Origin of the sequence: Streptomyces sp. NPDC020747, assembly GCF_044334695.1 — a bacterium.
Classification (GTDB): Bacteria; Actinomycetota; Actinomycetes; order Streptomycetales; family Streptomycetaceae; genus Streptomyces.
Genome location: NZ_JBIRTJ010000009.1, coordinates 366,437 through 385,125 on the forward strand (window position 1 = coordinate 366,437; position 18,689 = coordinate 385,125).

Below are 18,689 nucleotides of genomic sequence, written 5' to 3' on the forward strand. Positions count from 1 at the left end.
CGCCCGAGGCCTCCGACCACTAGGAGGGCCTGGCCATCGCCTTCACGAAGGCGCGTTCCACGTCCGCCGCCGAGAGGACTCCGTAGATCTCGCCGGAGTCCTCCACCACCAGGTACTCGGTCGCGGGGGCCGCGCGCAGGGCGTCGAGGAGGTCCTCGCCGGCCAGTTCGGCGGAGACCCGCATGCCGTCCGTGAGGTCCTGGGCGAGGCCGCTGACGGCGACCCAGGGACGGCGGTGTTCCGGTACGCCGACGATGGCGGCCTCGCGGACCAGGGAGAGGGGTTCGCCGTCGGGGTCGACCACGACCAGGGCGCGGGCACCGGCGTCGTTGGCCCGGCGCAGCGCCTCCGAGAGCGGGGTGTTGGTCTCCACGGGCACCGCGCGGCGGGTGAGGGCCCGGGCCCTCAGTTCGGGCAGGTGTTCGCGCAGGCGGGCCATGCGCAGGCTGTTCCCGGCGCCGGTCCAGATGATCGCGGCCAGGATCGCGGCGAGCAGGGCGTCCATGACGGTGTCCATGCCGCCGATGTCCTCGGCGTCGGCGCCGAGTGCCCCGGACTGGGTGAGCAGGGGCAGTCCGATGAGTACGGAGACGGCGAGGGCGCGGCCGACCCAGGCGGCGGCGATCGTGCCGCTCATCGGCTTGCCGGTGATCTTCCAGACGACGGCCCTGAGCATTCGGCCGCCGTCGAGGGGCAGGCCGGGGAGCAGGTTGAACGCGGCGACGATCAGGTTCGAGATCATCAGACCGGCCAGCAGGACGCCCGGGACGGTGCCCGGTTCGACGGCCTGCAGGGCGAGGTAGAAGAGGCCGCCGAGGATCAGTGAGAGCAGGGGGCCGACGAAGGCGAGGACGAACTCGCGGCCGGGGGTCTCGGACTCCTTCTCGATCTCCGAGACACCGCCGAAGAACTGCAGCTGGATCCGGCGCACCGGCAGTTTGAAGCGCAGGGCGGCGACCGTGTGGGCCAGTTCGTGGACGAGTACGGAGGCGTAGAAGGCGATCGCGAAGAAGAGCGAGACGAGGTAGCGGGCCATGCCGAGTTCGGGCAGGACGCGGTCGAGCTGGCCGCCGAAGACCCAGGTGATGAGCGCGGCGACGAGGAACCAGCTGGGCGCCACGTACACGGGGACGCCGAAGGGGCGTCCCATGAGCAGGCCGCCGCCCGGGTCCTTGCCGCGCCGGGAGGACGAGCCCCTCTTCCGCCCGGACTTGCGTTTGGTGGGCGGGGTGTGTGCCTCGGAGCGGTGGGCGTCGTGGGGCTGCCCGAGCGCGGGGCCGTCGGAGCGGGGGTCCGGGGCGGGCGGTGTGGTGGGCTCCTTCTTCCGCAGGTCGGCCGTCGGCGCGTCCGCCCGCGCTTCGTCACCCTCTCCGTCTCCTCCGTCTCCTCCGTCTCCAGCGGCTCCTCCGTCTCCAGCGGCTCCTCCGTCTCCAGCGGCTCCAGCGGCTCCAGCGGCGTGGTCGGCCGTCGGGGTCTCCGGGGTTTCCTGGTTCCGGTCCGGGTGACCCGCTGTCGCTGCCGTGTCCGCCTCCGGTTCGGGTTTCGCTCGGGCGTCGGTGTCGGTGTCGTGCGGCTCCTCGTCGGAGTGCGGCCGGGCCGTCGAGGTGGCCGGATCTCCGGGGCGCGGCCGACCCGTACGGAGCTCGTCCGCCTCGTCCGTGCCGGATCGCGGCTGCCCGCTCCCGCCGCTCTCGTCCACGATGTCCCCTCGTTCGACGCGTCTCCCGCTCGCGATCATGCATGGCGAGAGGTCCTGTGGTCGATGGTATGCGGCCGTCGTGTCGCGTTCGGCCCCGGCACCCCCTCTGTTTCCCACTGCGTGGCGTGCGCGCGCAGGTCACCGTGTGTCGCGCTGTCAGTGGCGGGCCGTAAGGTCTGATCTCATGGAAACCAGCGCCGACGACGTGACTCAGGCGGGCCCGCAACCCGAGCCGACGGGCACCGCGGCCGGGCCCGCGGACGTGCCGGCCCAGGCCCCGTCCGCCCCCGCGGCCGACCCGGCCGTGGTCGCGGAGCCCGCTCGCGTCGCCGTGCCGCCGGCCTCGTTGTCGCCCTCGCGGGCCGGGGACTTCATGCAGTGTCCGTTGCTGTACCGCTTCCGGGTGATCGACAAGCTGCCCGAGAAGCCGAGTGAGGCGGCCACGCGGGGCACGCTGGTGCACGCGGTGCTGGAGCGGCTCTTCGACGCACCGGCCACCGAGCGGACCGCGCCGCGCGCGAAGTCGCTGATCCCGGGCCAGTGGGACCGGCTGCGCGAGGCGCGGCCGGAGCTCGCCGAGCTGTTCGCGGACGCCGACGAGAAGGCGGCGGGCGAGCGGCTGGCCCGCTGGCTGACCGAGGCGGAGCAGCTGGTGGAGCGCTGGTTCACCCTGGAGGACCCGACCCGTCTCGAACCGGCCGAGCGCGAGCTGTTCGTGGAGGCCCAGCTGGAGTCGGGCCTGAAGCTGCGCGGCATCATCGACCGCGTCGACGTGGCCCCGTCCGGCGACGTGCGGATCGTCGACTACAAGACGGGCAAGGCCCCGCGCCCCCAGTACGCGGAGGGTGCCCTGTTCCAGATGAAGTTCTACGCCCTCGTGGTCTGGCGGCTGAAGCAGGTCGTCCCGCGCCGCCTCCAGCTCGTCTATCTGGGCAGCGGCGACGTCCTGACGTACGACCCGGTCCCCGCCGATCTGGAGCGCGTCGAGCGGAAGCTGCACTCGCTGTGGGAGGCGATCCGGCTGGCCACGGAGACCGGTGACTGGCGGCCGCGCCCCACCAAGCTCTGCGGCTGGTGCGACCACCAGTCCGTGTGTCCGGAGTTCGGCGGCACTCCCCCGCCGTATCCGCTGCCGGTGCGCCGGGCGGAATCGGCCGCGGCCGCAGAGGCTGCGGCCGAAGACCGGGGGGCCGCCTCCGGGCCGACGCCTCGGCTCCCTGTGAGGGCGCCCGAGTCCGGCGGTGCCGAGCAGGGCAGAATGGGGCCGGACTAACGAAGGAGACTTACGTGGCCATCCGCGTCCTATTGGTCGACGACCAGCCGCTGCTGCGCACCGGCTTCCGGATGATCCTGGAGGCCGAGCAGGACATCGCGGTCGTCGGCGAGGCCGGTGACGGTCTCCAGGCACTGGATCAGGTACGGGCCCTGCAGCCCGATGTGGTTCTGATGGACATCCGTATGCCGCGGATGGACGGGGTGGAGGCGACCCGTCAGATCACCGGCCCCGGCCGGGACGGTCCGGCGAAGGTGCTGGTCCTGACGACCTTCGACCTCGACGAGTACGTGGTGGAGGCACTGCGCGCGGGTGCCAGCGGCTTCCTCCTGAAGGACGCCCCCGCCAACGAGCTGGTGCAGGCGATCCGGGTGGTGGCCTCGGGCGAGGCCATGCTCGCGCCCAGCATCACCCGTCGGCTCCTCGACAAGTACGCGAGCCATCTGCCCTCGGGCGACGAGCCGGTGCCGGACACCCTGCACACGCTCACCGACCGCGAGGTCGAGGTGCTGAAGTTGGTGGCCCGGGGTCTGTCGAACGCGGAGATCGCCGCCGATCTGTTCGTCAGCGAGACGACGGTCAAGACGCACGTGGGCCACGTCCTCACCAAACTGGGGCTGCGCGACCGCGTACAGGCCGCGGTGTACGCGTACGAGAGCGGTCTGGTGCGCCCCGGCGCGCAGTGAGCGCCCCCGCCTCTGACCTCTGACCTCTGACCTCTGACACGCAGAACGGCCGCCCCCCTCGAACAACTCGAATAAGGGGGGCGGCCGTTCTGCGTGTACTCGGCGGTGCGCGGAGGGGCGGGCTCAGTCCTTGCTGATCTCCCAGAAGCGGAACACCGTCGACGCGTCGAGGCAGTTCTCCAGGCCGTACACGTTGTCGCGGACGACCGCGTACTGCTTGGCCTGCCAGACCGGGACGATCGGGACCTGGTCGGCGACGATGTCCTGGAGTTCGCCGTACTGCGGCTCGGTCGAGGCGCGGTCGCTCTGGGCGGCGGTCTCGGGGATGAGCCGCCCGGTGACCGTGCTGTTCGTGTAGTGGTTGCCCAGCACGTTGCCCTCGCCGAAGAACGGGGCCGTGAAGTTGTCCGGGTCCGGGTAGTCCGGCACCCAGCCCTTCACGTACACGCCGTACTTGCCGGCTTCGATGTCCTTCTCGTACTTGTCGTACGCGACGGACTTCACGGTCGCGTCGAACAGGCCGCTCGCGTTGAGCTGCTTGGCGATGGCCTTGAACTCCTGGTCGGTGGCGGGACCGTAGCGGGTCGGCGTCGACCAGAGGGTCAGCTTCACCTTGTCGGTGATGCCCTCCTGGAGCAGCGCGGCCTTGGCCTTGGCGCGCGAGGGGCGGGCGCCGTAGGTGTCGAAGAAGGCCGTGTTGTGGCCCGTGATACCGGCCGGGATGATCGAGTACAGCGGGGTCGCCGTGTTGTCGTAGACCTCTTTGATGAGGGCGTCGCGGTCGAGCAGCTGGGCGATGGCCTTGCGGACGCCCTGCTTGCCCGTCACCGGGTCCCTCATGTTGAAGACCAGGTGCTGCACCTCGGCGCTGGAGCCCTCGACGACGTCGAACTCCTGGCTGTTGGTGGTGTCCGCCTCGATCTCCGCGATGTCCTCGGCTGCGAGGCCTCGGTAGGCGACGTCGACCTTGCCGTCGACGACGGCCTTCTTCAGGCCGGCCTGGTCGCCGTGGAACAGCTTGAGGGTCACGCCGCTGTTCTGTGTCTCGGCGTTGCCCTTGTAGTTCTCGTTGACCGTGAAGACGGCCTCGTCCTTGCTGAACGACTCCAGCTTGTACGGGCCCGAGCCGACGGCCTTGCCGTCCTCGCGCAGCCCGTCCGCCGCGTACTCCCGGCGGTTGACGATGGAACCGGCGCCGGAGGCGATCTTGCTCGGGAAGGTGGCGTCGGAGACCTTGAGCCTGAAGACGACCGTCTTGGCGTTCGGGGTCTCCACCTTGTCCAGCATGGGGAACATGATCGCGGGACCGGCGTCGTCGTCGATCTTCATCATGCGGTCGAAGGAGAACTTGACGTCCTGCGAGGTGAGTTCGTCACCGTTGCTGAACTTCAGTCCGTCGCGCAGGGTGCACCGGTAGAGCTTGGCCTCGGTGTCCGCGAACCCGCACTCCTTGGCGGCCTCCGGCTCCGGCTCGGTGCCGCCCTTGGGGAAGCTGAGCAGGGACTGGAAGACGTTGTTGAAGAGGAGCCAGGAGCCTGGGTCGTAGCCGGAGGCGGGGTCCGTGGCCAGGACGTCGTCGGTCATCCCCATGACGATGTCGGTGCCGTTGTCCCCGGAGCCGCCCGACTCCGAGCCGCATCCCGTCAGCAGGCCGGCGGACAGCCCGGCCACGACGGGCAGGACCGGCCACTTGGTGCGCATGTTCACGAGCGTGTGCCTTGTCGTTGTTCTGTCTCTGGTCCGGTCGGGTGCCGTCGCTTCCGGCTCAGCCGCCCGGTCCGATCGGGCGCCGTCGCTTCGGGCTCAGCTGCCGACTCCGCGGCCGAGCTCCCACAGCTGAAGCGTCGCGGAGGAGTTGAGCGCGTACTCGGCGCCGGTGATGTCGTCCCGGGTGGCGATGTACTGCTTGCCCTGCCACAGCGGCAGAACCGGGACGTCGTCGGCGACGATACGCTGGATCTCCTCGATGCTCTTCGAGGCGGTGAGCCGGTCGGCCTCGCGGCGGGACTCGGGGATCAGCTTGCTGCGGATCTCCGGGTTCGCGTAGGGCGAGCCGATGGTGTTGTCCTTGTCGAGGAACGGCGCGAGGTAGTTGTCGGCGTCAGGGAAGTCCGGGAACCAGCCCATGCCGTAGACCTCATAGTCGCCCTTCTGCTCGTTCGGGCGGAAGGTCGACCAGTTCTCGCCCTTGATGCTCACCTTGAACAGGCCGCTGTCGTTCAGCTGCTTCTGCAGCAGCTCGAACTCCTCCTTGGTGGCCGGTCCGTAGTGGTCGTCCGTGTAGTGCAGCGTCAGCTTCACCGGCGTGGTGATGTTCGCCGCGGCCAGCAGGTCCTTGGCCTTGGGGATGCTCGGGTCGCCGTACTTGTTGAAGAACGAGTTGGCGTGGCCGGTGACGGTGGCCGGAACCATGGAGTACAGCGGGTCGGCGCCGGAGCCGTACACCTGCGCGGCGAGCTCGCCGCGGTTGATGACCTGGGCCATCGCCTGGCGGACCGCCTTCGTCTTCACCGTCGGGTCGTTGGTGTTGAAGCCGAGGTAGCGGATCTCCAGACCGGGCTGCTCGATCAGGTCGACGTCGGTGCCCTTGTCGTTCTGGAGCTTCTTGATCTGCGCGGGCGACATGGTGCGGGTCATCATGTCGATGTCGCCCTTGTCGAGCGCGGTGCCCATGGCGTCGGCGTCCTCGAAGGAGCGCAGCTCGACCTTGTCGTTCTTCAGCTCCGAAGTCCCCTGGTAGCTGGGGTTCTTGGTGAAGACGACCTTGACGACCGCGTCGTCCTTGACCTCGGCCTTGAGGGTGTACGGCCCGGAGCCGTTCACGTCGAAGCCGTCCCGCAGCTTGTTCTTGTCGTAGTCGTCGGGGTTGACGATGCCCGCGACGGGCGTGGACAGCTTGAACGGGAAGGTGGCGTCCGCGCTGTTGAGGTGGAAGATCACCTCTCGGTCGCCCTTGGTCTCGACGGTATCGATGGTGGACAGCAGGGCGAAGACACCGCTGTCCGCCTTGATCCGCATGGCGCGGTCGATGGAGAACTTCACGTCCTCGGCGGTGACCGGGTCGCCGTTGGAGAACTTGAGGTCCTTGCGCAGGGTGCAGGCGTACCGCTCGTTGCCCGAGTCGGTGAAGCCGCACTCCTCGGCGGCCTCCGGCGTCGGGTCGCCACCGCCGTTGGGCGCGACCATCAGTGTCTGGACGGTCTGACGGAGGACGTTCCAGGTGCCGATGTCGTACGCGGAGGCAGGGTCGAGCGGCGCCGGGTCCTCCTTCGAGGCGGTGAACCGGTCGGTGGTGCCGACGACAATGGCGTCGCCGCTGTTGTCCCCGCTGTCGGAACCGCCGCACGCGGCGAGGACCGGGGCGAGCAGACCGATGACGGCCGGCAGCACCAAAGTCTTACGGTTCATGCTCGAAGTTCTCCAGAGCTGTCGTCCCGCTAACCCGGCAGGCCGGGGTGTGGCGGTGGGGTCACGGGGGTTACGGCGATGTCTCGATGAGATTAGTCCGCACCAGCAGGACCGTTCACAGGTACCGGAGTTGAGCTCTCATCACGCTGCGAAACCGGGTGTGGACGCACCGAAAACCCGACAGCGGAAGGATTGGTGCAGCGTTCCATGAATCGGGACACAAGGACGTGTCGAACCACACCGCAAGGGCTTCCGAGACACAGCCGGCGCGGCTTGTCGACGCCCCGGGGAGTGTCGAACGTCACATCCTCAACTACGCGGGTAGGTACCTGAATTCAGCCACCCGGGAGACGCGGTAGAGGATCGAATTACTCCGGTGTCATGACCACGTAGTTTTTCCGGCATTCAATCATTCACCCTGGGTGAAGGATTAGCGCTTTTCCGTCATCAGGCCTCGAAGAAAAGACAGGTCAACCTGTTCGAGGGACGGAACGACGGTGCGCCGGGCCGCTGGGGAGATGGGTGCCACGGACGGTACGGCGACGACGTGGCAGCCCGCTGCCTCGGCCGCGGCAACGCCTGTCGCCGTGTCCTCGATGACCGCACATCTGGCCGGATCCGCACCCAGGCCTGCGGCCGCCAGCAGATACGGGTCGGGGAACGGCTTGGTCCGCTCGACCTCGTCGCCCGCGATCGTCAGGGCGAAGTTCTGGGGGCCCAGCGAGGTCACGACGCGGTCGATGATGCGCCGGTGCGAGGCTGAGACCAGGGCCGTGGGGATCCTGTGCGCGGCCAGTTCGGCGAGGAGCCTCGCGGCGCCCGGCATCAGCGGCAGGGCGCGGCCGATGCGGTCCTCGAACCCGTCGTTCAGCAGCACCGTGAGCTCGGCGAGGGTGACGTCCGCTCCGGTGGCCTCGATGAGGAAGCCCGCGCTGCGGGTCATGGGGCCGCCGACCACCACGTGGCGCCAGGAGTCGTCGAGGGTGTGGCCCAGGCCGGCGAACACCTCCACCTCGGCGTCCCACCAGAAGCCCTCGGTGTCCACCAGAGTGCCGTCCATGTCCAGGAGTACGGCTTGCAGGGCGGAGCCCTCGGCCGTTTGGGTACCTAGTGCGGGGACCGTACTGGTCATAGGCGCACCTCCGTGTAGGGACGAGAAGGCCGGTTCCCTCCCGGGGAACCGGCCTGCACTGGACCGACCAGTGTACGTCGCCGTCGGAGGAAGCGCCTCCTGGAATGGGGCGCCCCCTGCCACGCGCGGGGAACCCGCCCTCAGCGGGCGTTGAAGTACTTCGCCTCCGGGTGGTGGATCACGATCGCGTCCGTGGACTGTTCCGGGTGGAGCTGGAACTCCTCGGAGAGGTGGACGCCGATCCGCTCGGGCTCCAGGAGCCGGGCGATCTTGGCGCGGTCCTCCAGGTCCGGGCAGGCGCCGTAGCCCAGCGAGAAGCGGGCGCCGCGGTACTTGAGCGCGAACATGTCCTCGACGTCGGCCGGGTCCTCCCCCGCGAAGCCGAGTTCGGAACGCACGCGCGCGTGCCAGTACTCGGCGAGGGCCTCGGCCAACTGGACGGACAGGCCGTGCAGTTCGAGGTAGTCGCGGTAGGAGTTCGCCTCGAAGAGCTTGGCCGTCTCCTCGCCGATCCGGGAGCCGACGGTGACGACCTGGAGGCCGACGACGTCCGTCTCACCGGACTCCTCCGGCCGGAAGAAGTCGGCCAGACACAACCGGCGGCCGCGGCGCTGGCGCGGGAAGGTGAAGCGGGTGCGCTCGTTGCCCTGGTCGTCCAGGAGGATCAGGTCGTCGTCCTTGGACACGCACGGGAAGTAGCCGTAGACGACGGCCGCCTCCAGCAGGTTCCCGGTCTGCAGCTGGTCGAGCAGCCCGCGCAGCCGCGGCCGGCCCTCGGTCTCCACCAGCTCCTCGTACGTGGGCCCGTCGCCCGTGCGCGCCTGCTTGAGGCCCCACTGGCCCTTGAACAGCGCGCCCTCGTCGAGCCAGGAGGCGTACTCCTTGAGCTGGATGCCCTTGATGACGCGGGTGCCCCAGAACGGCGGCTCGGGCACCGGGTTGTCGATGGACACGTCGGAGCGGACCGAGCCCTCCTCGGGGCGCTCCTCGACGACCGTCTGGGCGGTGGCCCTGACCCGGCGCTGCTTCAGCTCGGGCAGGCTCGCGCCGGGCACACCGCGCTTGACCGCGATCAGCGCGTCCATCAGGCGCAGGCCCTCGAACGCGTCGCGGGCGTAACGCACTTCGCCCTCGTAGATCTCGTGCAGGTCCTGCTCGACGTACGCCCTGGTGAGGGCCGCGCCGCCGAGGATCACGGGGTAGTCGGCGGCCATCTTGCGCTGGTTGAGCTCCTCCAGGTTCTCCTTCATGATCACCGTGGACTTGACCAGCAGGCCCGACATGCCGATGACGTCGGCGCGGTGCTCCTCGGCGGCCTCCAGGATCGCGGAGACGGGCTGCTTGATGCCGAGGTTGACGACGGTGTAGCCGTTGTTGGACAGGATGATGTCGACGAGGTTCTTGCCGATGTCGTGGACGTCGCCGCGGACGGTGGCCAGCACGATGGTGCCCTTGCCCTCGTCGTCGGTCTTCTCCATGTGCGGTTCGAGATGGGCCACCGCGGTCTTCATGACCTCGGCGGACTGGAGCACGAACGGCAGCTGCATCTGGCCGGAACCGAACAGCTCACCGACGACCTTCATACCGTCGAGGAGCGTCTCGTTGACGATGTCGAGGGCCGGGCGGGTCTGGAGCGCCTCGTCGAGGTCGGCCTCCAGGCCGTTCTTCTCGCCGTCGATGATGCGCCGCTTGAGCCGCTCGTCCAGGGGCAGCGCGGCGAGTTCCTCGGCCCGGCCGGCCTTGAGGGACTTGGTGGTGGCACCCTCGAACAGCGCCATCAGCTTCTGCAGCGGGTCGTAGCCCTCCGCGCGCCGGTCGTAGATCAGGTCGAGGGCCGTGTTGACCTGCTCGTCGTCGAAGCGGGCGATCGGCAGGATCTTCGAGGCGTGGACGATCGCCGAGTCGAGGCCCGCCTTGACGCACTCGTCGAGGAAGACGGAGTTGAGCAGGACACGGGCGGCCGGGTTGAGGCCGAAGGAGATGTTGGACAGGCCGAGGGTGGTCTGCACGTCCGGGTGACGCCGCTTCAGTTCGCGGATCGCTCCGATCGTGGCGATGCCGTCTCCCCGGGACTCCTCCTGGCCCGTGCAGATGGTGAAGGTCAGGGTGTCGATGAGGATGTCCGACTCGTTGATGCCCCAGTTCTCCGTGAGGTCCTCGATCAGCCGCTCGGCGATGGCCACCTTGTGCTCGACGGTGCGGGCCTGGCCCTCCTCGTCGATGGTCAGCGCGATCAGCGCGGCGCCGTGCTCCTGCGCCAGCGTGGTGACCTTGGCGAAGCGCGACTCGGGGCCGTCGCCGTCCTCGTAGTTGACGGAGTTGATGACCGCGCGGCCACCCAGCTTCTCCAACCCGGCCCGGATCACCGGGACTTCGGTGGAGTCGAGCACGATCGGCAGGGTGGAGGCGGTGGCGAAGCGGCCTGCCAGCTCCTCCATGTCGGCGACGCCGTCGCGGCCCACGTAGTCGACACACAGGTCGAGCATGTGCGCGCCCTCGCGGATCTGGTCGCGGGCCATCTCCACACAGTCGTCCCAGCGGCCGTCCAGCATGGCCTCGCGGAACTTCTTCGAGCCGTTGGCGTTCGTCCGCTCGCCGATCGCCATGTACGCGGTGTCCTGGCGGAACGGCACGGTCTGGTAGAGCGAGGCGGCGCCGGGCTCGGGGCGCGGGTCGCGCACGGCCGGGGTCATGTCCCGTACGCGCTCGACGACCTGACGCAGGTGCTCGGGCGTCGAGCCGCAGCAGCCGCCGACCAGGGAGAGACCGTAGTCGCGTACGAAGTTCTCTTGGGCGTCGGCCATCTCGGGCGCCGTCAGCGGGAAGTACGCGCCGTCCTTGGTCAGCACGGGCAGGCCCGCGTTCGGCATGCACATCAGCGGCGTACGCGAGTGGCGGGCCAGATAGCGCAGGTGCTCGCTCATCTCGGCCGGGCCGGTCGAGCAGTTCAGGCCGATCAGGTCGATGCCGAGGGGCTCCAGGGCGGTCAGTGCCGCACCGATCTCCGAGCCGAGCAGCATGACGCCCGTGGTCTCGAAGGCGAGCGAGCAGATCAGCGGCACGTCGACGCCCAGGGCGTCCATCGCACGGCGCGCGCCGATCAGACTGGACTTGGTCTGCAGCAGGTCCTGCGTGGTCTCCACGATCAGGGCGTCCGCACCACCGGCGAGCAGGCCCTCGGCGTTCTGCTGGTAGCCGTCACGCAGTACGTCGTACGCGATGTGGCCGAGCGACGGCAGCTTGGTGCCCGGACCGATCGAGCCGAGGACCCAGCGCTGGCGACCGTCCTTGGCGCCGAACTCGTCGGCGACCTCGCGGGCGATCCGGGCACCCGCCTCGGACAGCTCAACGATCCGGTCGGCGATCTCGTACTCGTTCGCCGCTGAGTGGTTCGAGCCGAAGGTGTTCGTCTCGACGCAGTCCACGCCGACGGCGAAATACTCCTCGTGGACGGAGCGCACGATGTCGGGGCGCGTGACATTCAGGATCTCGTTGCAGCCTTCGAGATCCTGGAAGTCCTCCAGCGTCGGGTCCTGCGCCTGCAGCATCGTGCCCATCGCGCCGTCGGCCACCACCACGCGGGTGGCGAGGGCCTCGCGGAGGGCGTCGGCTCGGGGCCGGCTGTAACCGGTGGGGGAGGACGAGAGGGACGGGTTCGGCAACGAGGCCATGGAAAATGCTCCCTGGAGTGCGACGGCTGTCGGCTTTGCGCTTCTCATGGAAGGCGCACCCGGCCAGGGTAGCCCGCGACGGCGTGCCGGGTCAGGGGAGTCCACGAGGCGGACGGGCGACACGTACGCGACCTGCGGCGGGGATCGTGTGACCTGTGGTGGGGATGCGGCGCGGCGGCACCGGCGGTGTCGGGCCGCGTCACGTCACCGCAACACATCCCGCCCACCCATTAGCGGGACGTCGATGACGACCGGTAGTGTTCGACATTGCCGAACGGTGGCAGCGAAGCGCCGACCGACGGTCCAAGGGGACGGAGGGCAGGACGGCGATGGCACGGAACATCCAGTCGCTCGAACGGGCGGCCGCGATGCTGCGGCTGCTCGCGGGCGGCGAGCGACGGCTCGGCCTGTCGGACATCGCCTCGTCGCTCGGCCTGGCCAAGGGTACGGCCCACGGCATTCTGCGCACGCTGCAGCAGGAGGGCTTCGTAGAGCAGGACCCGGCGTCGGGGCGCTACCAGCTGGGCGCCGAGCTGCTGCGCCTGGGCACCACCTATCTCGACGTCCACGAGCTGCGGGCGCGCGCCCTGGTGTGGACGGACGACCTGGCCCGGTCCAGCGGCGAGAGCGTCTATCTGGGGGTCCTGCACCAGCAGGGCGTCCTGATCGTGCACCACGTGTTCCGGCCCGACGACAGCCGGCAGGTGCTGGAGGTCGGGGCCATGCAGCCACTGCACTCCACGGCGCTGGGCAAGGTCCTGTCGGCCTACGACCCGGTGGCGCACAGCGAGGCCCTGGAGGCCGAGCGCAAGGAGTTCACGGTCAGCACGATAAGCGCGGCGGACGCGTTCGAGACCGTCCTGGACCTCACCCGCGCGCGCGGGTACGCGGCCGACGTCGAGGAGACCTGGACGGGTGTGGCCTCGGTGGCCGCGCCCATCCACAACCAGCGGCGGATGCCGGTCGGCGCGGTGGGCGTCACGGGGGCGGTGGAGCGCGTCTGCAAGGACGGCGAGCTGCGCCCCGAGCTGATCGCGGCGGTCCGCGACTGCGCCCGCGCGGTGTCCCGTGATCTGGGCGCCGGGCGGTTCTGAGGTTCACGGGCACTCCGCACGGAAACAAGGCCGGTACGTGATGACGTACCGGCCTTTTGGCATGCCCCCGCGGCCACGGAACGTGCCAGCTCGCACGCGGTGCGCGGCCGTTCCAAGATCGATGGCTCACAGCAATCAATAACGATCGCGTTTTCGACAACGGAAGCCTTGACGGGGTGGTAACGGGAGAGCGAGACTCGCGTCCATCGGTCGGCATTGTCGAACACCTACCGGCAATACGCGTTAGAGTGTGACAACGCCAAGGGCCGGCAACGACCTCACCTGAGGTCGCGAACCACCGGAGGGACCCGGGGTTCGGCTTCCCCTGGACGAAGGACAAAGGAGTCGCGGGTGTCCAGCTCCGACATCTTCATCGGCGAGACCATCGGTACCGCCATACTCATCCTGCTCGGCGGCGGTGTCTGTGCCGCCGTCACGCTGAAGGCCTCCAAGGCACGCAACGCCGGGTGGCTCGCCATCACCTTCGGGTGGGGCTTCGCGGTAATGACCGCCGTGTATGTCTCGGCGCCTCTCTCCGGTGCTCACCTGAACCCGGCCGTGACCCTCGCGCTCGCGATCAAGGACGACGACTGGAGCAATGTCCTGACCTATTGGTCGGGCCAGATGCTCGGTGCCATGATCGGCGCGGCGCTCGTGTGGATCGCCTATTACGGGCAGTTCCACGCGCACCTCACCGACCGAGAGATCGTCGGCGGTCCGGGCACTCAGGACATCAAGTCCGTGGAGGCCCGGGAGTCCAAGGCCGGCCCGGTGCTCGGCATCTTCTCCACCGGCCCGGAGGTCCGGGTCGCTTGGCAGAACCTCGCCACGGAGATCATCGGCACGGTCGTGCTGGTGCTCGCGATCCTCACGCAGGGGCTCAACGACAGCGGCAAGGGTCTCGGCACCCTGGGCGCGCTGATCACCGCCCTCGTGGTCGTCAGCATCGGCCTCTCCCTCGGTGGTCCGACGGGGTACGCCATCAACCCGGCCCGTGACCTCGGTCCGCGTATCGTGCACGCCCTGCTTCCCCTGCCCAACAAGGGCGGGTCCGACTGGAGCTATGCCTGGATCCCCGTCGCGGGTCCGCTGATCGGCGGAGCGATCGCCGCAGGCCTCTACAACGTCGCTTTTGCTTAGAGCCGTACGTCCGCTCGGAGCCGACGTACGTCCGGTACGGGACGTACGTCGGCTCGGAGCCGGGAGCAATACGCCGTAAGCCAGCCCCTTATCCACGGACTTTCAGGAGCACACCGTGACCGACGCGCACACCGCCGCCACGCATTCCCACGGCACCGGCCCGTTCATCGCCGCCATCGACCAGGGCACCACCTCCAGCCGCTGCATCGTCTTCGACCGCGACGGACGCATCGTCTCCGTCGACCAGAAGGAGCACGAGCAGATCTTCCCGAAGCCGGGCTGGGTCGAGCACAACGCCACGGAGATCTGGACCAACGTCGAGGAGGTCGTCGCCTCCGCCATCGCGAAGGCCGGCATCACCCGCGACGACATCAAGGCCATCGGCATCACCAACCAGCGCGAGACGACGCTGCTGTGGGACAAGAACACCGGTGAGCCCGTCCACAACGCGCTCGTCTGGCAGGACACCCGCACCGACGCGCTCTGCAAGGAGCTCGGCCGCAACGTCGGCCAGGACCGCTTCCGCCGCGAGACCGGCCTGCCGCTGGCCTCGTACTTCGCCGGTCCGAAGGCCCGCTGGCTGCTCGACAACGTCGAGGGCCTGCGCGAGCGCGCCGAGGCCGGCGACATCCTCTTCGGCACCATGGACAGCTGGGTCATCTGGAACCTGACGGGCGGTGTGAACGGCGGCCGGCACGTCACCGACGTCACCAACGCCTCCCGCACCATGCTGATGAACCTGCACACCATGCAGTGGGACCCGAAGATCGCCGAGTCCATCGGTGTCCCGATGGCGATGCTGCCCGAGATCCGCTCCTCCGCCGAGGTCTACGGCGAGATCACCGGCGGCAAGCTGGGCGACCTGCTCGGCGGCATCCCGGTCGCCTCCGCGCTCGGCGACCAGCAGGCGGCCCTGTTCGGCCAGACCTGTTTCGCCGAGGGCGAGGCCAAGTCCACGTACGGCACCGGCACGTTCATGCTGATGAACACCGGTGACAAGCTCATCAACTCCTACAGCGGGCTGCTAACCACCGTCGGCTACCAGATCGGCGACCAGAAGCCGGTCTACGCCCTTGAGGGTTCCATCGCCGTCACCGGCTCGCTCGTCCAGTGGATGCGCGACCAGATGGGCCTCATCAAGTCCGCCGCCGAGATCGAGACGCTCGCGCTGTCGGTCGAGGACAACGGCGGCGCGTACTTCGTGCCGGCCTTCTCCGGTCTGTTCGCCCCGTACTGGCGCCCCGACGCCCGCGGTGTGATCACCGGCCTGACCCGGTACGTCACCAAGGCGCACATCGCGCGCGCCGTCCTGGAGGCCACGGCCTGGCAGACACGTGAGATCAGCGACGCCATGACGAAGGACTCCGGCGTCGAGCTCACGGCCCTCAAGGTCGACGGCGGCATGACCTCCAACAACCTGCTGATGCAGACCCTGGCCGACGTCCTGGACGCCCCCGTGGTGCGCCCGATGGTCGCCGAGACCACCTGCCTCGGCGCCGCCTACGCCGCCGGTCTCGCCGTCGGCTTCTGGACCAACACCGAGGACCTGCGTGCCAACTGGCGCAGGGCCGCCGAGTGGACCCCGAACATGGCCGCGGAGACCCGCGACCGTGAGTACAAGAGCTGGCTCAAGGCCGTCGAGCGGACCATGGGCTGGCTCGAAGACGACGCTGACGAGGAGTAATTCGCAATGACCACCCTGCAGAGTGTCCCGGCTCTTGGGACGCACCCGGCCAACGGCTCCGCCGCCTACGGTTTCAAGGCAGTGAGCCGTGCCGAGACCCGGGAGCAGCTGTCCAAGGCGACATACGACCTCCTGGTGATCGGTGGCGGGATTCTGGGCATCTCCACCGCCTGGCATGCCGCACAGTCGGGCCTGCGGGTGGCCCTGGTCGACGCCGGCGACTTCGCCGGCGCGACCTCCTCCGCCTCCTCCAAGCTGCTCCACGGCGGTCTGCGCTATCTGCAGACCGGCGCGGTGAAGCTGGTGGCGGAGAACCACTTCGAGCGCCGTGCGGTCTCCCGTCAGGTGGCTCCCCACCTGGCGAATCCGCTCACGTTCTACCTCCCCGTGTACAAGGGCGGGCCGCACGGCGCGGCGAAGCTGGGCGCGGGTGTCTTCGCGTACTCGGCGCTGTCGGCCTTCGGTGACGGCGTGGGGCATCTGCTCTCGCCGTCGAAGGCCGCGCAGGACGTGCCCGAGCTGCGTACGGAGAACCTCAAGGCCGTGGCCGTGTACGGCGACGACCAGATGAACGACTCCCGGATGGCGCTGATGACGGTCCGCGGGGCCGTCGAGTCCGGTGCCACCGTGCTCAACCACGCCGAGGTCACGGGCCTGCGCTTCACCCGGGGCCGGGTGACCGGCGCGGAGCTCAGGGACCGGCTCTCCGGCGACGAGTTCGGCGTGTCGGCCCGCCTCGTGCTGAACGCCACCGGGCCGTGGGTCGACCACCTGCGGAAGATGGAGGACGAGCACGCGGCGCCGTCCATCCGCCTGTCGAAGGGCGCGCACCTGGTCCTCAAGCGCACCTCCCCCTGGAAGGCCGCGCTCGCGACCCCGATCGACAAGTACCGCATCACCTTCGCCCTCCCCTGGGAGGACATGCTCCTGCTCGGCACGACCGACGAGGAGTACGAGGGCGACCCGGCGGACGTCGCGGTCACCGAGAAGGACATATCCCAGATCCTGGACGAGGCCGCGTTCTCCATCCGCGACCAGCAGTTGTCCCGTGACCTGATCACGTACTCCTTCGCGGGTCTGCGGGTGCTGCCGGGCGGTCCCGGCAGCACGTCGAAGGCCAAGCGGGAGACGGTCGTCACCGAGGGCCGGGGCGGCATGCTGTCCGTCGCGGGCGGCAAGTGGACGACCTTCCGGCACATCGGCCGTACGGTGATGAAGAAGCTGGAGTCGCTGCCGGGCCGTCCGCTCGGCGAGGACTTCGAGCCGATCTCCGAGCTGCCGAAGAAGCTGCCGCTGCCGGGTGTCGCAAACCCGCGCGCGGTCGCGCACCGGCTCCTGGTCGACGGTCCGGCGCCAGGCCCGCGCATGGCCGCCGACACGGCCAGGCACCTCTCCACGCACTACGGCTCGCTGGCCTTCGACATCGCGCGCCTGGCCAACGACAACCCGGAGCTGGCCGAGCGCGTCCACCCGGACGCCCCCGAGATCTGGGCACAGGTCGTGTACGCCCGTGACAACGAGTGGGCCGAGACGGCGGACGACGTGCTGCGCCGCCGTACGACGCTGACGATCCGCGGCCTCGCGACGGACGAGGTACGGGGCAAGGTGCAGGACCTGCTCGACGAGAAGTAGCCCACCGGCCACACCACGTCCGAAGGGCGGCTCCCACGGAGGGAGCCGCCCTTCGGCATGTACGTCTCGGCAGTCGCCGGCCCTGGCCGTGGGCGCGGTCACGCCGCGCGGCGACGCGGTGGTGCTCGGCTTCGCGGTGAACCACCTCTCGGTGGGTCCGACCAGCTCCCCGCTGCGTACGATCTTCGGTGTGCAGGGCACTTTTGACGATCCGTCACCGACCGGGCTCGTGTCCGGAGTGCCGTGCGGGCGCGTCGGGGCTCAACTCGCCCTGGGGAACGTCGCCGAGGCCGCGGGCTTCCGTCCGCGGGGCCCCGGTCCGCCCCGGCGGGTGACCGACGCCGCGTCGTACGTCGTCACGCTCGGCGCCCTCTTCCTCGGTGCGGCGCAGCGCCACCGCACCGGCCGTTCGACTGGAGTCGCCTCATGACGCAGGACCCGCTGCCCATCACCCGGATACCTCGCACCGGGCTGCCCCCGCACGCCGTCGTGGTCGGCGACCCGGCGCGTGCGGCGGCCGTCGCCGCGCTGCTCGACGGCGCGCAGGAGGTCTCGTACCACCGCGAATACCGTGTGTTCAGCGGGAGTTGGAAGGGGCTGCCGGTCGTCGTCGCCTCGCACGGTGTCGGCGGGCCCGGGGCGATTCTGCTCTTCCAGGAACTGGCCGACGCGGGGGTGCGCACGATCCTGCGGTTCGGCACGGCGGGGGCGATGCGGCCAGGGATCCGTGACGGCGACCTGGTGATAGCGGAGGCTGCCGTACGCGACGACGGGGTGACCCAGCAACTGCTGCCGCCCGAGTATCCGGCGGTGGCCGCGCCCGAGGCGGTGCTGGCGCTCCAGCGGGCGGCGCGCGAACAGGGCGCCCGGCACCACCGGGGCTTCGTATGGACGCGGGCCGCCTTCCGGCCGGGGCTGATACCCCTGGCCTCGTACGACGGGGCGGGGCTCGCCGCCATCGAGATGGAGCTGTCGGCGCTGTTCATCACGGCCTCGCTGCGCGGGCTGACCGCGGGCGGTGTGCTCGTGATCGACGGCGTGAACGCGGACGAGCTCGTCGACGAGGACGCCCCCTTTTCGACAGGTGGCTACAACCCGCACCGCGAGGTCGTCGCCGCCGGCGTGGAGCGCGGCAGCGTGGTCTCCCTCGAAGCGCTGCGACTGCTCGCCGAAGGGGAGGCGCAGTGAGCGTTCCCGCCTCAACGGGCCGCGCGCGAGACGGGCCGGCGGCTGTGCCGGGGGCCGATCTGAGCGTCCTGGACCTGGGCGG

At 69.5% G+C, this 18,689-nt stretch carries 13 protein-coding genes; 8 read left to right on the plus strand and 5 right to left on the minus strand.

Annotated features, from left to right (window positions below; all coding sequences use genetic code 11):
- Positions 1–19 precede the first annotated feature (19 nt).
- Positions 20–1,699 carry a site-2 protease family protein gene (locus ACH4YP_RS24885; RefSeq protein ID WP_398492534.1) on the minus strand — a complete coding sequence of 560 codons (1,680 nt, stop codon included), beginning with the start codon at positions 1,697–1,699 and terminating at the stop codon, positions 20–22.
- Positions 1,700–1,883: 184 nt separating this feature from the next.
- On the opposite strand from ACH4YP_RS24885, the gene ACH4YP_RS24890 reads away from it, so the two are divergent.
- Both ACH4YP_RS24890 and ACH4YP_RS24895 read left to right on the plus strand, forming a co-directional pair.
- On the plus strand, positions 1,884–2,972 hold the full coding sequence (locus ACH4YP_RS24890; RefSeq protein WP_398492536.1) for a RecB family exonuclease: 1,089 nt from the start codon (positions 1,884–1,886) through the stop codon (positions 2,970–2,972).
- Between the two features lie 14 nt (positions 2,973–2,986).
- On the plus strand, positions 2,987–3,658 hold the full coding sequence (locus tag ACH4YP_RS24895; RefSeq protein WP_361069853.1) for a response regulator transcription factor: 672 nt from the start codon (positions 2,987–2,989) through the stop codon (positions 3,656–3,658).
- 123 nt (positions 3,659–3,781) lie between these two features.
- Here ACH4YP_RS24895 and ACH4YP_RS24900 read toward each other — a convergent pair whose 3' ends face one another.
- The 4 genes from ACH4YP_RS24900 to metH all read right to left on the minus strand — a co-directional run bounded on the left by ACH4YP_RS24900 (position 3,782) and on the right by metH (position 11,869).
- Entirely contained in the window at positions 3,782–5,365 is a 1,584-nt protein-coding gene (locus ACH4YP_RS24900) for an ABC transporter substrate-binding protein (protein WP_361069856.1), read from the minus strand.
- A 96-nt stretch (positions 5,366–5,461) separates the two neighbouring features.
- Positions 5,462–7,066 (minus strand): ABC transporter substrate-binding protein, encoded by a 1,605-nt coding sequence (locus tag ACH4YP_RS24905; protein ID WP_361069858.1) that lies wholly within the window; start codon positions 7,064–7,066, stop codon positions 5,462–5,464.
- 430 nt (positions 7,067–7,496) lie between these two features.
- Positions 7,497–8,198 (minus strand): HAD family phosphatase, encoded by a 702-nt coding sequence (locus tag ACH4YP_RS24910; RefSeq protein WP_361069861.1) that lies wholly within the window; start codon positions 8,196–8,198, stop codon positions 7,497–7,499.
- A gap of 140 nt (positions 8,199–8,338) precedes the next feature.
- Entirely contained in the window at positions 8,339–11,869 is a 3,531-nt protein-coding gene (gene metH / locus ACH4YP_RS24915) for a methionine synthase (protein WP_398492539.1), read from the minus strand.
- 329 nt (positions 11,870–12,198) lie between these two features.
- Between metH and ACH4YP_RS24920 the strand changes: the two genes are divergently transcribed.
- The 6 genes from ACH4YP_RS24920 (at position 12,199) to ACH4YP_RS24945 (ending at position 18,607) form a co-directional block, all read left to right on the plus strand.
- Positions 12,199–12,963 (plus strand): IclR family transcriptional regulator, encoded by a 765-nt coding sequence (locus ACH4YP_RS24920; protein WP_361069866.1) that lies wholly within the window; start codon positions 12,199–12,201, stop codon positions 12,961–12,963.
- A 351-nt stretch (positions 12,964–13,314) separates the two neighbouring features.
- Positions 13,315–14,103 carry an MIP/aquaporin family protein gene (locus ACH4YP_RS24925; protein WP_361069869.1) on the plus strand — a complete coding sequence of 263 codons (789 nt, stop codon included), beginning with the start codon at positions 13,315–13,317 and terminating at the stop codon, positions 14,101–14,103.
- A gap of 115 nt (positions 14,104–14,218) precedes the next feature.
- Positions 14,219–15,787 (plus strand): glycerol kinase GlpK, encoded by a 1,569-nt coding sequence (gene glpK / locus ACH4YP_RS24930; protein WP_398492542.1) that lies wholly within the window; start codon positions 14,219–14,221, stop codon positions 15,785–15,787.
- Positions 15,788–15,793: 6 nt separating this feature from the next.
- Positions 15,794–17,419, plus strand: coding sequence for a glycerol-3-phosphate dehydrogenase/oxidase (locus tag ACH4YP_RS24935; protein ID WP_361069875.1), 1,626 nt, complete (start codon positions 15,794–15,796; stop codon positions 17,417–17,419).
- 88 nt (positions 17,420–17,507) lie between these two features.
- The gene (locus ACH4YP_RS24940; protein WP_398492544.1) at positions 17,508–17,849 is read left to right on the plus strand and encodes a hypothetical protein; all 342 of its coding nucleotides are present in this window, start codon (positions 17,508–17,510) and stop codon (positions 17,847–17,849) included.
- Positions 17,846–18,607: a nucleoside phosphorylase gene (locus ACH4YP_RS24945; RefSeq protein ID WP_398492546.1), complete on the plus strand. Its 762-nt coding sequence runs from the start codon at positions 17,846–17,848 to the stop codon at positions 18,605–18,607. The genes ACH4YP_RS24940 and ACH4YP_RS24945 overlap by 4 nt, the downstream gene beginning before the upstream one ends.
- Positions 18,608–18,689: the final 82 nt, after the last annotated feature.

Coding starts and splice junctions, on each gene's coding strand:
- metH (WP_398492539.1), bottom strand. CDS start 11,869: ATGGCCTCGTTGCCGAACCCGTCCCTCTCGTCCTCCCCCACCGGTTAC.
- ACH4YP_RS24890 (WP_398492536.1), top strand. CDS start 1,884: ATGGAAACCAGCGCCGACGACGTGACTCAGGCGGGCCCGCAACCCGAG.
- ACH4YP_RS24935 (WP_361069875.1), top strand. CDS start 15,794: ATGACCACCCTGCAGAGTGTCCCGGCTCTTGGGACGCACCCGGCCAAC.
- ACH4YP_RS24920 (WP_361069866.1), top strand. CDS start 12,199: ATGGCACGGAACATCCAGTCGCTCGAACGGGCGGCCGCGATGCTGCGG.
- ACH4YP_RS24905 (WP_361069858.1), bottom strand. CDS start 7,066: ATGAACCGTAAGACTTTGGTGCTGCCGGCCGTCATCGGTCTGCTCGCC.
- ACH4YP_RS24945 (WP_398492546.1), top strand. CDS start 17,846: ATGACGCAGGACCCGCTGCCCATCACCCGGATACCTCGCACCGGGCTG.
- ACH4YP_RS24910 (WP_361069861.1), bottom strand. CDS start 8,198: ATGACCAGTACGGTCCCCGCACTAGGTACCCAAACGGCCGAGGGCTCC.